General features: G+C 66.5%; 13 protein-coding genes. 7 read left to right on the top strand and 6 right to left on the bottom strand.

What is annotated here, in order from left to right; translation table 11 throughout:
- Positions 1–510: 510 nt before the first annotated feature.
- Entirely contained in the window at positions 511–732 is a 222-nt protein-coding gene (locus tag CCZ28_RS13215) for a VF530 family DNA-binding protein (protein WP_058762698.1), read from the bottom strand.
- 205 nt (positions 733–937) lie between these two features.
- On the opposite strand from CCZ28_RS13215, the gene CCZ28_RS13210 reads away from it, so the two are divergent.
- The 7 genes from CCZ28_RS13210 (at position 938) to pcaC (ending at position 7,909) form a co-directional block, all read left to right on the top strand.
- Positions 938–1,786 carry a CoA transferase subunit A gene (locus CCZ28_RS13210; protein WP_058762699.1) on the top strand — a complete coding sequence of 283 codons (849 nt, stop codon included), beginning with the start codon at positions 938–940 and terminating at the stop codon, positions 1,784–1,786.
- A gap of 3 nt (positions 1,787–1,789) precedes the next feature.
- The gene (locus CCZ28_RS13205; protein WP_058762700.1) at positions 1,790–2,575 is read left to right on the top strand and encodes a CoA-transferase subunit beta; all 786 of its coding nucleotides are present in this window, start codon (positions 1,790–1,792) and stop codon (positions 2,573–2,575) included.
- Positions 2,572–3,786: a 3-oxoadipyl-CoA thiolase gene (gene pcaF, locus CCZ28_RS13200; protein WP_140218713.1), complete on the top strand. Its 1,215-nt coding sequence runs from the start codon at positions 2,572–2,574 to the stop codon at positions 3,784–3,786. The genes CCZ28_RS13205 and pcaF overlap by 4 nt, the downstream gene beginning before the upstream one ends.
- 243 nt (positions 3,787–4,029) lie before the next feature.
- Positions 4,030–5,322: an MFS family transporter gene (locus CCZ28_RS13195; protein ID WP_140218711.1), complete on the top strand. Its 1,293-nt coding sequence runs from the start codon at positions 4,030–4,032 to the stop codon at positions 5,320–5,322.
- Between the two features lie 16 nt (positions 5,323–5,338).
- On the top strand, positions 5,339–6,697 hold the full coding sequence (locus tag CCZ28_RS13190; RefSeq protein WP_140218709.1) for a 3-carboxy-cis,cis-muconate cycloisomerase: 1,359 nt from the start codon (positions 5,339–5,341) through the stop codon (positions 6,695–6,697).
- A 16-nt stretch (positions 6,698–6,713) separates the two neighbouring features.
- Positions 6,714–7,502 carry a 3-oxoadipate enol-lactonase gene (gene pcaD / locus CCZ28_RS13185; protein ID WP_140218707.1) on the top strand — a complete coding sequence of 263 codons (789 nt, stop codon included), beginning with the start codon at positions 6,714–6,716 and terminating at the stop codon, positions 7,500–7,502.
- 11 nt (positions 7,503–7,513) lie between these two features.
- Entirely contained in the window at positions 7,514–7,909 is a 396-nt protein-coding gene (gene pcaC, locus CCZ28_RS13180; RefSeq protein WP_140218705.1) for a 4-carboxymuconolactone decarboxylase, read from the top strand.
- A gap of 919 nt (positions 7,910–8,828) precedes the next feature.
- On the opposite strand, the gene CCZ28_RS13175 is transcribed toward pcaC, so the two are convergent.
- From CCZ28_RS13175 to pqqC, 5 genes are all read right to left on the bottom strand, one after another.
- Positions 8,829–10,235 (bottom strand): ATP-binding protein, encoded by a 1,407-nt coding sequence (locus CCZ28_RS13175; RefSeq protein WP_140218704.1) that lies wholly within the window; start codon positions 10,233–10,235, stop codon positions 8,829–8,831.
- Positions 10,236–10,355: 120 nt separating this feature from the next.
- Positions 10,356–10,880 (bottom strand): GNAT family N-acetyltransferase, encoded by a 525-nt coding sequence (locus CCZ28_RS13170; protein WP_140218702.1) that lies wholly within the window; start codon positions 10,878–10,880, stop codon positions 10,356–10,358.
- A gap of 209 nt (positions 10,881–11,089) precedes the next feature.
- On the bottom strand, positions 11,090–12,241 hold the full coding sequence (pqqE, locus tag CCZ28_RS13165; RefSeq protein WP_167509239.1) for a pyrroloquinoline quinone biosynthesis protein PqqE: 1,152 nt from the start codon (positions 12,239–12,241) through the stop codon (positions 11,090–11,092).
- A gap of 22 nt (positions 12,242–12,263) precedes the next feature.
- Positions 12,264–12,539: a pyrroloquinoline quinone biosynthesis peptide chaperone PqqD gene (gene pqqD, locus CCZ28_RS13160; protein ID WP_140218698.1), complete on the bottom strand. Its 276-nt coding sequence runs from the start codon at positions 12,537–12,539 to the stop codon at positions 12,264–12,266.
- Positions 12,536–13,285, bottom strand: a complete 750-nt coding sequence (pqqC, locus tag CCZ28_RS13155) for a pyrroloquinoline-quinone synthase PqqC (RefSeq protein ID WP_140218696.1) — start codon at positions 13,283–13,285, stop codon at positions 12,536–12,538. The genes pqqD and pqqC overlap by 4 nt, the downstream gene beginning before the upstream one ends.
- Position 13,286 lies beyond the last annotated feature (1 nt).

Genomic DNA, 13,286 nt, shown 5'->3' with positions numbered 1-13,286 from the left:
GCGGTTTTCCACGCTACGGGCTGCTCCTGCTCGTGCTCCTGATCGCGGCCATGGGCCGCTCCTACGGAAAGACAGGGACCTGTAGGAGCGGCCGCATCGGCAGACTGCCATGATCGAGATAATGCGAGCAGACAGTTGCTGCTACAGGCTCCGACGTAAGTGCAGGAGCTAATGCCTCATCGCTATAGCCGCGGGGTGAAAAACGACGAGGCTTTTTTCATTGGGACATTCGTTGCGGGGCGCCTTGCTTCACGCCTCTTTTCCTGGGGAGGAAAAGGTAGTCATCCGAGCGAGTATCGGTGAAAGATGCGGTTGCTGGTCGCGACGCTGTCCGTCGGAGCAGTCGCATCAACGGACCGCTATGGCCGTCACGGAGCATATAGCCGCGCAATGATCTCGTCCTTGGAGCTGGGCTTCCGTAGATGAGGCTACGTTGTCATCCACCCTCCGCAGGTCTCATTACTGTCTGCGATTAACGAGCGGTTCTTGCCGGGCGAGCTGGCCCGAACGTCAGTCGCGCTTGGGCAATCGTCGATACAGCTGCTCGACCTTTTCCCGCGCCCAGGGGGTGCGGCGCAAGAAGGTCAGGCTGGATTTGATACTGGGATCGTGGGTGAAGCAGCGCAGCGGGATGCGCCGGCCGAGTTCTTCCCAGCCGTGATGTTCCACCAGGCGGGTGAGCAGGGCTTCGAGGGTGACACCTTCGAGGGCGGGGCGGGGTTTTTCGGACATCGGCTGGACTCCTGGCGAAGGCGGGCAGTGTAGCCGTTACCCCGGCCGGCCGCGTATCGCTCGGGTCGATAGCCTGCTGAGCAATGTTGTTCGATAATCGAACTCTTAGTCGATTATCGGATTGTTCGAGGCGCTGGGGCTTTGTAGTCTGACTCCAGACCGCCGCACCGGGCGGCGCCGATAACAAGACGCGAGTCGACAATCCATGGCCCAGATCCTGTCCCTGAGCGAAGCCATCCAGCGCTTCGTCCACGATGGCGATACCGTCGCCCTCGAAGGCTTCACCCATCTCATCCCGACTGCCGCCGCCCACGAGTTGATCCGCCAGAACCGGCGCGACCTGACCCTGGTGCGCATGACCCCCGACCTGGTCTATGACCTGCTGATCGGCGCCGGCTGTGCCAAGCGGCTGATCTTCTCCTGGGGTGGCAACCCCGGCGTCGGCTCGCTGCACCGCCTGCGCGATGCGGTGGAGAAGGGCTGGCCGCACAAGCTGGAGATCTCCGAGCACAGCCACGCGGCCCTGGCCAATGCCTATGTCGCCGGCGCCTCCAACCTGCCGTTCGCCGTGCTGCGCGGCTACCAGGGCTCGGACCTGGTCAAGGTCAACCCGGACATCAAGTTCATCGAATGCCCCTTCACCGGCGAGAAACTCGCCGCGGTGCCCAGCGTGCGTCCCGACGTCACCGTCATCCATGCGCAAAAGGCCGACCGCCAGGGCAACGTGCTGATCCAGGGCATCCTCGGCGTGCAGAAGGAAGCCGCCCTGGCCGCCCAGCGCTGCATCGTCACCGTTGAGGAAATCGTCGATGACCTCCAGGCGCCGATGAATGCCTGCGTGCTGCCGACCTGGGCCCTGAGCGCCGTCTGCGTGGTGCCGGGCGGAGCGCATCCGTCCTATGCCCACGGCTACTACGAGCGCGACAACCGCTTCTACCAGGCCTGGGACCCGATCGCCCGCGATCGCGATACCTTCACCCAGTGGATCGACACCTACATCCGCGGTACCGCGGACTTCGCCGCCTTCCAGGCGAAGCTGGCTGCGGAGGCCTGAATCATGAGCGACTTCACCACCAATGAAATGATGACCGTGGCCGCCGCGCGCCGCCTCGGCAATGGCAGCGTCTGCTTCGTCGGCATCGGCCTGCCGTCCACCGCGGCGAACCTGGCGCGCCTGACCCATGCGCCGGACGTGGTACTGATCTACGAATCCGGCCCCATCGGCGCCAAGCCCACGGTGCTGCCGCTGTCCATCGGTGACGGCGAACTGGCCGAGACCGCCGACACCGTGGTGCCCACTGGCGAGATCTTCCGCTACTGGTTGCAGGGCGGACGCATCGACGTCGGCTTCCTGGGCGCTGCCCAGGTCGACCGCTTCGGCAACATCAACACCACGGTGATCGGTGACTACAACCAGCCCAAGGTCCGCCTGCCGGGCGCCGGCGGTGCGCCGGAGATCGCCGGCTCGGCCAAGGAGGTGCTGATCATCCTCAAGCAGTCGCACCGCAGCTTCGTCGACAAGCTGGCCTTCATCACCTCGGTGGGCTACGGCGAGGGCGGCGATCACCGCCAGCAGCTGGGCCTGCCGGGCAAGGGCCCGACCGCCATCATCACCGACCTCTGCATCATGGAGCCGGAAGCCGGGACCAACGAATTCGTGGTGACCGCCCTGCATCCCGGGGTGACCCGCGAGCAGGTGGTGGCCGCTACCGGCTGGGCCATCCGCTTCGCCGACCAGGTCGCCACCACCGAGGCGCCCACCGCCACCGAACTCGAGGCGCTGCGCGATCTGCAGGCGCGCACCGCGGCGGCCCATGGCGGCCAGAAGGGAGGTGAGGAATGAGTCGCGCCGTCTATATCTGCGACGCCGTCCGTACGCCCATCGGCCGGCTCAACGGCGGACTGTCCGCCGTGCGTGCCGACGACCTGGCAGCCATCCCGCTCAAGGCGTTGCAGGAGCGGAACCCGCAGGTGGACTGGTCTGCCGTGGACGAGGTGTTCATGGGCTGCGCCAACCAGGCCGGCGAAGACAACCGCAACGTGGCGCGCATGGCGGTGCTGCTGTCGGGGTTGCCGGAAACCGTACCGGGTGTGACTCTCAATCGCCTCTGCGCCTCGGGCATGGAAGCGGTGGGCCAGGCCTACCGCGCCATCGCCCTGGGCGAGATGGATCTGGTGATCGCCGCCGGCGTGGAGTCCATGACCCGCGCGCCCTATGTCATGGGCAAGGCCGACAGCGCCTTCGGCCGTGGCCAGAAGCTGGAAGACACCACCCTCGGCTGGCGCTTCGTCAATCCGGCGCTGAAAGAGGCCTATGGCGTGGACAGCATGCCGGTCACCGGGGACAACGTCGCCGCCGACTATGGCGTCAGTCGCGCCGACCAGGACGCCTTCGGCCTGCGCAGCCAGCAACGCGCCGCCGCGGCCCAGGAATCCGGTTACTACGCCGAGGAAATCGTCCCGGTGACCATCAAGGGCAAGAAGGGCGACGTGGTGGTGGCGCAGGACGAGCATCCGCGTCCGGACACCACCGCCGACGGCCTGGCCAAGCTCAAGCCGGTCAACGGCCCGGATAAGACCGTCACCGCCGGCAACGCCTCGGGCCTCAACGACGGTGCTTCGGCCATCATCCTGGCCTCGGCGGAAGCCGTGAAGAAGCACGGCCTCACGCCGCGCGCCAAGGTACTGGGCATGGCCAGCGGCGGGGTAGCGCCGCGCATCATGGGCGTCGGCCCGACCCCGGCGGTGCGCAAGCTACTCAAGCAACTGGACCTTTCCATCGACGCCTTCGACGTCATCGAACTCAACGAAGCCTTCGCCGCCCAGGGGCTGGCGGTACTGCGCGAGCTGGGCGTGGCCGACGATAGTCCCAAGGTCAATCCCAACGGCGGCGCCATTGCCCTGGGCCATCCCCTGGGCATGAGCGGCAATCGCCTGGTGCTCACCGCGGTGCACCACCTGGAGAAAACCGGCGGCCGCCTGGGCCTGGCGACCATGTGCGTGGGCGTCGGCCAGGGCTTGGCGTTGGCGGTGGAGCGGGTGGACGGGATCTGAGGTTTGTCGCTTGGACCTATCGCGGCCATGGGCCGCTCCTACAAAAGCGTGACCCTGTAGGAGCGGCCCATGGCCGCGATGGTCAGCGCCGATCACAGAGCGTTTGGCTCGATGAGCTGCCCTAACACTACCTACCCTCACCCCAATCAATGCCCGCACCTCCCTGTAACCGCATGTGTCTCCCAGAGTCCGAATGGCGGTAGTCTGTCTCCCGTCCATCCATACCTATAACTAAGGATTCCCATGAGCACGCATCCGCACTACAGCTTCGAGGAGCGCAAGAAGCGCATCTTCGCCATCGTTGGGGCTTCCTCCGGCAATCTGGTCGAGTGGTTCGACTTCTACGTCTACGCCTTCTGCTCCATCTACTTCGCCGCCGCCTTCTTCCCGAAGAGCGATCCCACCGTGCAGTTGCTCAACACCGCCGGGGTGTTCGCCGCGGGCTTTCTCATGCGGCCCATCGGCGGCTGGATCTTCGGTCGCATCGCCGACAAGTACGGTCGCCGTACCTCCATGGTCATCTCCATTCTGATGATGGGCGCCGGCTCCCTGGGCATCGCCTGCCTGCCCACCTACGCCAGCATCGGCGTCGCCGCACCCGCGCTGCTGTTGCTCGCGCGACTGCTGCAGGGCATCTCGGTGGGCGGTGAATACGGCACCACCGCCACCTACATGAGCGAAGTGGCCCTGCGCGGTCAGCGCGGCTTCTTCGCCTCCTTCCAATACGTCACCCTGATCGGTGGCCAGTTGCTGGCGGTGCTGGTGGTGGTGATCCTGCAGCAGGTGCTCAGCGATGCCGACCTGCGTGCCTGGGGCTGGCGGATTCCCTTCCTGGTCGGTGCCGCCGCCGCGGTGATCTCGCTGTTCCTGCGTCGCTCGCTGGAAGAGACCACCACCGCCGAGAGCCGCGCCAACAAGGAAGCCGGTACCCTGGGCGGGTTGTTCCGGCACCACAAGGCTGCCTTCTTCACCGTGCTCGGCTATACCGCCGGCGGCTCGCTGATCTTCTATACCTTCACCACCTACATGCAGAAGTACCTGGTCAACACCAGCGGCATGGACGCCAAGACCGCCAGTGCCGTGATGACCTGTGCCCTGTTCGTGTTCATGATCATGCAGCCGCTGTTCGGCATGCTTTCCGACCGCATCGGTCGGCGCGCCTCCATGCTGCTGTTCGGTGCCCTGGGCGCTCTCGGTACCTGGCCGATCCTCACCGCCCTGGCCAACGTCCAGAGTCCCTTCGTGGCCTTCCTGCTGATCTGCCTGGCCATGGCCATCATCAGCCTCTACACCTCCATCAGCGGCCTGGTGAAGGCGGAGATGTTCCCGCCCGAGGTGCGCGCCTTGGGCGTGGGGCTGTCCTATGCGGTGGCCAATGCCCTGTTCGGCGGCTCTGCGGAATTCGTCGCCCTGAGCTTCAAGACCCAGGGTCACGAGGAAATCTTCTATATCTACGTTTCGGTGATGCTGGCGGTGGCCTTCCTGGTCAGCCTGCGGCTGCCGCGACAGGCCACCTACCTGCATCACGACCACTAAGTCCAAGGAGTCCCCCATGTCCAACCTGCTGTTCGATGCCTACTTCACTAGCGCCGCCATGCGTGCGGTGTTCTGCGACCGGGGCCGACTGCAGGGCATGCTGGACTTCGAAGCGGCCCTGGCGCGAGCCGAGGCCGCGGTGGGAGTGATCCCGGAGACGGCGGTGGCGCCCATCGCCGCCGCCTGCCGCGCCGAGCTGTACGATGCCGCCGAGCTGGCCCGCGCCGTGGTCAGTGCCGGCAATTCGGCCATCCCCCTGGTCAAGGCCCTCGGCCGGCAGATCGCCGCCCAGGACCCCGAGGCCGAGCGTCATGTGCACCGTGGCGCTACCAGCCAGGACGCCATGGACAGCGGACTGGTGCTGCAGGTCCGCCAGGCGCTGGAGTTACTGGATACCGATCTGGCCGCCCTGGCCGAGGCCCTGGCCATCCAGGCAGAGCGTCATGCCGGCACCGTGCTGGCCGGCCGTACCTGGCTGCAACACGCAACGCCGGTGACCCTGGGCATGAAGCTGGCCGGGGTACTGGGCGCCATCACCCGTCATCGCCAGCGCCTGGCCGAGTTGCGGCCACGGGTACTGGTGCTGCAGTTTGGCGGCGCTTCGGGCAGCCTGGCCGCGTTGGGCGATGAGGCCCTGCCGGTGGCCGAGGCCTTGTCCTATGAGCTGGGGCTGAGCCTGCCGGAGCAGCCCTGGCATACCCAACGCGACCGTCTCGTCGAAGTCGGTGCCTGGCTCGGCCTGGTGGCTGGCAGCCTGGGCAAGCTGGGCCGCGACCTGTCGCTGCTGATGCAGACCGAGGCCGCCGAGGTCTTCGAGCCGTCGGCGCCGGGCAAGGGTGGTTCCTCCACCATGCCGCACAAACGCAATCCGGTCGGCGCGGCCGTGCTCATCGCTGCCGCTACCCGCGCGCCGGGGCTGGTCAGCACCCTGTTTTCCGCCATGCCCCAGGAGCACGAACGCAGCCTGGGCCTCTGGCACGCCGAGTGGGAAACCCTGCCGGAACTGTTCTGCCTGGTGTCCGGCGCCCTGCAACAGGCGCAGGCCATCGTCGCCGGCCTGGAAGTGGACGCCACACGCATGCAGGCCAACCTGGAGCTGACGCACGGCCTGGTGCTGGCCGAGGCGGTGAGCATCGCCCTGGCCGGCCGCCTGGGCCGCGAGGCCGCCCACCACCTGGTGGAGCAGAGCTGCAAGCGCGCCGTCCAGGAAGGTCGCCATCTGCGCCAGGTACTGGGCGACACCCCCGAGGTGACTGCCGAACTCTCCAGCGCCGAGCTGGATCGATTGCTGGACCCCGCCCATTACCAGGGCCAGGCGCGGGCCTGGGTGGCCCGCACCCTGGCCGAACACCAGACCCTGCTTTCCCATCCCTAGACAAGAGGACTGCCTGATGCCCAGCGTACGTCTCGCCGATGGCGACCTGAACTACCGGCTGGAGGGCCCCGAAGGCGCTCCGGTGCTGATCCTGTCCAACTCCCTGGGTACCAACCTGGCCATGTGGGATGACCAGGCCGCGGCTTTCAGCGAGAGATTCCGCCTGCTGCGCTACGACACCCGCGGCCACGGCGCCTCCCTGGTGACGCCCGGCCCCTATCGCATGGACCAGAACGGCCGTGATGTCCTGGCCCTGGCCGATGCCCTGGGTATCGAGCGATTCGCCTTCTGCGGCCTGTCCATGGGCGGCTCCATCGGCCAATGGCTGGGCATCAACGCTCCCGAGCGGGTCACCCGCCTGGTGCTGTGCAACACCGGCGCCAAGATCGGCACTCCCGAGGTGTGGAACACCCGCATCCAGACCGTCGAAGCCGGCGGCGAGCAGGCCATGCGCGACCTGCGCGACGCCTCCATCGGCCGCTGGTTCACCCCCGACTTCGCCAGCGCCGAACCGGAGAAGGTCGACCGCATCGTCGCCATGCTCGCCAGCACCTCGCCCCAGGGCTATGCGGCCAACTGCGCGGCGGTGCGTGATGCCGACTTCCGCGAGGTGCTGGACGCCATCCGCGCCCCGACGCTGATCGTCGCCGGCAGCCACGACGCCGTGACCACCCCGGCCGACGGGCGCTTCCTGCAGGAGCGCATCCCCGGCGCCGAGTACGTCGAGTTTCCCGCCGCCCACCTGTCCAACGTGCAGATGGGCGACGCCTTCACCCAGCGCGTGCTGACCTTCCTCAGCGCCTAAAGGAGTCGATCTTGGACGAGAAAGAACGTTACGCCGCCGGCATGCAGGTCCGTCGCGCGGTCCTGGGCGATGCCCACGTCGACCGCAGTCTGGAAAAGCTGACGCCCTTCAACGAAGAATTCCAGGAGATGATCACCCGCCACGCCTGGGGCGACATCTGGACCCGCCCGGGTCTGCCGCGGCACACCCGCAGCCTGATCACCATCGCCATGCTGATCGGCATGAACCGCGAGGGCGAATTGCGCCTGCACCTGCGCGCCGCCCGCAGCAACGGGGTGACGCGGGAGGAGATCAAGGAGCTGATCATGCAGAGCGCCATCTACTGTGGCATCCCGGCGGCCAATGCCACCTTCCATCTGGCGGAGGCGGTGTGGGATGAGTTGGGGGTGGAGTCGCTGGAGGGGTGAGTTTTCCCCTCAGTCGCCCCCTTGAATGGCGCCCGCTGGAGTGATCTGGTGGGCGTCGTTGGTTTTGGCGGCGTAGGTTGGGTTGAGCGTGAGCGAAGCCCAACGTTGCAGGGCCTCACGCTTGTTTAATAGGTGCTATGGCTGCTTATTGAGTGCGTTGAAGGTTTTGGTTTCGCCCTCCCGGGCGAGTCACTTTTGTCAGTCGCGACAAAAAGTAACCAAAAACGCTTGCCCCACGTTTCGGCCCTTCGCTGCGCTCCGGGTCCCCTCGCTCCGGTGCCGCTCCGTGGGCACGGCGCGAAGGGGCCTCCTGCCCCTCGCGCCTTGCTCGGCGTCCTGCCTCGCATCCCCCTCCGCAACACCTGCACTCGGCCTCACTGACGGGGCGGGGCGCTAGCCTGATGCTTGGGTGTTCACATGTGTAGCGTGGAAAACCGCGCAGCGTTTTCCACTTTTGGACGCCAACACCATCAGTGGACAAGGCTGCGCCGTTGTCCACGCTACGGCTTGCAGCCGCTTACGGTTCTTCAACCGAAACTTTCAGGCTGGCGAATCGCCCCGTTCAGGAGGGCGAGCGCCAGTGTCGTGGAGGGGTCGAGCCGCATGGATGCGGCGAGAGGCCTAACGGGCCATGGACGGCCCGTGTAGGTCGACCCCGGAACGGCGCTGGCGTGAGCGGACCCGTAGCGCAGCGGAGGGCCGGATGGTGGGGCAAGCGTTTTTGCTTACTTTTTTCGCGACTGAAAAAAGTGAGTCGCCCGGGTGGGCGAAACAAGAGCTATCAATGCACTCGATAATCAGCGGAGGCACCCACACCAAGGTGCAGAATGAAGCCTTGCAACGTTGGGCTTCGCTTCGCTCAACCCAACCTACGAAAGCCGAAAGCGGCCCCCAGCCCAAGCCAGGGGCTGCAGGCTTGTTACTTGGCCACTACCCGCGTAATCCGATCCCCCTCGGCATCATCCTGCCCCTTGGCCTTGTTCACCGCGTAGACCACCCCCTTGCTATCCACCACCGCGTGGTTGGGGTAGGTGCCCAGTTCCAGGTTGGCCTTGATGTTGCCATCCGGGTCGACCACGGTCAGGGTGCCGGCGCCGCGGTTGGTGACATAGGCCAGGCGCTTGACCGGGTCGAACACGACATTCAGGGCGCCGGCACCGGTGGTGACGTTATGCAGGGTCTGGCCGGTCTTGGCGTCGACGATCAGCAGGTTGTCGCTGCCCTGGGCGGCGATGAACAGGCGGTCGGTCTGGGGATCGTGGGCCACGCTCATGGGGGTCTTGGCGCCCTGGATCGGGAAGACCTTCTCGACCTTCTCGGTCTTGGCGTCGATCACTGCGGCTTCGTTGGTTTTCAGGCTGACGGCGTAGAGCTTGTGCACCGCCGGGTCCAGGGACAGGCCGACCACGGCGAACCGCTCGCCGCGTACGCCCGACTCGATGCTGATGCGCTTGCGCACGGCCGGGGTCTTGGCATCGAAGGAGACGATGTCCGGCGTCATGGCGGCCGAGGCGAAGGCGCGGTCGAGCTTGTCGTCGATCACCACGGTATGGGCATGGGGCACGGTGCCGGGGGCGAATTGCTTGACCAGGCCCAGGTCTTTCTGACGATAGACCGCCACGGTGTTCTGCCGGGTATTGGTGGTCCAGACGGTGCCATTGCGGTCGTCCACGCCCACGCCGTAGACGGCGAAGACGCCGGCGTCCTCGCCCGGCGCGGCGGCCGGGGTGATCTGGCGCTCGATGGACAGGTCCTTGGGATCGAGCTTGAGCAGTTGCGAGACCTTGACCGGGGGGCGGCCCACGGCGGAGGTGACGAAGAGGGCACCCGTCTTGGCGCTGATGCCCACCTGATACAGACCGGGCACCAGCTTGGCCGCGGTGAGGCTATAGGCGTCGGCGCTGGACAGCGGTACCACCGGCGACACCTTGAGCGGGAAGACCGCGGCGCCCGAGGGTTGGGCGGTGCTGACCACGATGGGATGCTGGCCGGGCGCGGCATCTTCGGGGATGCGGATGGTCGCCTTGAAATTGCCCTGGGCATCGGCCACGTAGGCGGCGTCGGGATTGAGCGTCACGCCGCCGCGGGACAGGGTGATCTGCTGGCCGGGCTTGAAGCCGCGACCTTCCAGCGCGACCTCGCTGCCCGCCAGGATGGCGGTGCCGGCGGCAGGGCTGGCCTTGATCTCGCCGTGGTAGTCCGGATCGGGGGCTTCGAAGCTGGAGCGCGCCTGGGCGGTCTGCAGGCCCAGCGCCAACACGCCGGCGAGCAGGGTGAGGGAAAAGGCGCGCCGGCCCTTGGCCGAGGACGCGAAAGAACTGTGCATCGAGAATTCCTTGTGTCGGCGATCGAAACGCCCGCGCCAGTGCGCCGGGCAGGGAGAGCCCTCCAGGGCGCGGCCATATTAAAGCCAAAAGAGAAATACTTGCATTTAGATTTGCAAGTTTTACGAAGGCTCGTCGGCAAGAGCTTCGAAGCTGAGTTGCATCAGGCAGGCGCCTGCGCCATAACCGGCCAGCTTGGCGCTGAGCGCCGCGTCGGCGGGTAGCGGGCGGTAGTGATGGCGCTGCCAATAGCCGATGGCGCCGGGCAGGGATACCAGGCGACCCCGTGCCAGTCGCGCCTGGCGGGCCTGGCCCTGGGCATGCCGATAGAGCCGACCGGCGACGCCTTGCCCCTGGGCGTCGGGGTGTACCGCGCAGTCATGCAGGAACCAGGTCGAGGCGGGGTGGGGTAGCTGTTCCAGGCGGGCGCCGAGCACCGGTGGCAGGCCGTCGTCCCAGGGGTAGGCGATCAGATAGCCCTGGAGTTGGCCCCGGGCATCGGTCGCCGCCCAGCAATGCTCGGGCGCGAGTGCCAGGCGATTGGCATAGAAGTCCCGGTCTTCGAGCAGGTCGGCGGGGTAGTTGGCGGCCTGGATGAGCAGGACGGCGGAGAGATCGGCAGGGCGCAGCGGGCGTATCGAGGACATGACGGCAGGAAGAAAAGGTCCGGCCGGGCAGTATGGTCAACTGCCCGGCCGGGAGGCAAATGCCTCGGAGCCGTGGGTGTTGAGTCCCAGCCCAAGACTGCCTCGGACTCTCCGCAGCGGGATTCCGCTGACGACCTCGGCGTGCCTGGCGACGTCTCTGGCAGGCGGGTTACGACCCTGGGGTCGGTCTCGGAATCGCGCCGGCTGGACTAGGCCTTGGCGATCAGTCGCGAGTTGCGCTCGTTCCTGAATTGCAGATCCTCGATCCGCTGGGTAGCGGTCTCGGCTTCGGCGCGGGCGGCGAGGATGAGGTCGTGGTGCGGGGACTTGGCGCAGACCGGGTCGGCGTTGCGCGCATCGCCGGTGAGCATGAAGGCCTGGCAGCGGCAACCGCCGTAGTCCTTTTCCTTCTCGTCGCAGGAACGGCAGGGCTCGGGCATCCAGTCGTAGCCGCGGTAGACGTTGAAGCCGAAGGAGTCGTACCAGATGTGCCTGAGATCCTGCTCCTTCACGTTGGGGAAGGCGATGGGCATCTGCCGAGCGCCGTGGCAGGGCAGGGCGGTGCCGTCTGGCGTAATGGTGAGGAACAGCTTGCCCCAGCCGTCCATGCAGGCCTTGGGGCGCTCTTCGTAGTAGTCCGGAGTGACGAAGATCAGCTTGCAGGGATGGTTCTCGGCCTTGAGGCGCGCGCGGTAGTCATTGGTGATGCCTTCGGCGCGCTCCAGTTGGGCCCTGGTCGGCAGGAGACCGGCGCGATTGCGCTCGGCCCAGCCGTAGAACTGGCAGGTGGCGAGTTCGACGAAGTCGGCTTCCAGGGCCAGGCAGAGGTCGATGATCTGGTCGATGCGATCGATGTTGTGCCTGTGAGTAACGAAGTTGAGCACCATGGGATAGCCATGGGCCTTGACCGCCTTGGCCATGGCGAGCTTCTGGGCGAAGGCTTTCTTCGAGCCGGCCAGCAGGTTGTTCACCTGTTCGTCGCTGGCCTGGAAGCTGATCTGGATATGGTCCAGGCCGGCCTGCTGGAATTCAGCGATGCGCGCCTCGGTGAGGCCGATGCCGGAGGTGATGAGGTTGGTGTAGTAGCCCAGCCGGCGCGCCTCGCGGATGAGTTCGGCGAGGTCCTGGCGCACCAGGGGCTCGCCGCCGGAAAAGCCGATCTGGGCGGCGCCCATCTCGCGTGCCTCGGCCATGACCTTGAACCACTGTTCGGTGGTCAGCTCGCGACCCTGGGCGGCGAAGTCCAGGGGATTGGAGCAATAGGGGCACTGCAGCGGACAGCGATAGGTGACCTCGGCCAGCAGCCACAGCGGCAGGCCGACGTTGTGCTTGCCTACCGCCGGCGGCTGCGGGAGTTGCATGGGCACCCCAGGCAGCGAGGTATCAGCCGAGCAGGAGCCAGTGCTCTGCACGAGCGACCTCCATGAATTGTTCGACGTCGACGCCCAGTTCGGGAACGCCGGGGAAGCGCTCGTCGAGCACTTGGATGATGGCGGCCACGTCGCGCTGGCCGTCGATCAATTCGCCGATGGCGGCGGCGCTCTCGTTGAGCTTGATCATGCCCTCGGGATAGAGCAGCACATGGGCGTCCTGCGCCGGCTCGAACTGGAAGCGATAGCCGGGGCGCCAGCGCGGCACCTGGGTGCGGTCGAAGCTCATAGGTCGATTCCTCGGTGCCAGCGGCGCTCGCTGGTAACGCTGTGGTAGGGCGGGCGGTGCAGTTCGTAGGCCATGCTCATGGCGTCGAGCATGCTCCAGAGGATGTCCAGCTTGAATTGCAGGATCTCCAGCATGCGCTGCTGGGATTCCCAGGTGGTGTAGTGCTGCAGGGTGATCTGCAGGCCGTGCTCGACGTCGCGACGGGCCTGGCCCAGGCGGGTGCGGAAGTACTCGTAGCCGGCCGGATCGATCCAGGGATAGTGGGTCGGCCAGGCGTCCAGGCGCGACTGGTGGATCTGCGGCGCGAACAACTCGGTCAGGGAGCTGCTGGCGGCCTCCTGCCAGGAGGCGCGGCGGGCGAAGTTGACATAGGCGTCGACCGCGAAGCGCACTCCGGGCAGCACCAGCTCCTGGGAGAGCACCTGCTCGCGGTCCAGGCCGGTGGCCTCGGCCAGCCGCAGCCAGGCCTCGATGCCGCCTTCGCTGCCGGGCTCGCCATCGTGGTCGAGGATGCGCTGCACCCATTCGCGACGGATCTCGCGGTCCGGGCAGTTGGCCAGGATGGCGGCGTCCTTGAGCGGGATGTTGACCTGGTAGTAGAAGCGGTTGGCCACCCAGCCCTGGATCTGCTCGCGGCTGGCGCGACCCTGGTACATGGCCACGTGATAGGGGTGGTGGATGTGGTAGAGCTCACCCTTGGCGCGCAGGGCGGCTTCGAATTCGGTAGGGCTAAGGGCGTTGGGCATG

It is taken from the genome of Pseudomonas oryzihabitans (assembly GCF_006384975.1).
Classification (GTDB): domain Bacteria; phylum Pseudomonadota; class Gammaproteobacteria; order Pseudomonadales; family Pseudomonadaceae; genus Chryseomonas; species Chryseomonas psychrotolerans_B.
The sequence above is the reverse complement of the archived record's forward strand: the minus strand, read 5'-3'. Positions and strand labels throughout refer to the sequence as shown.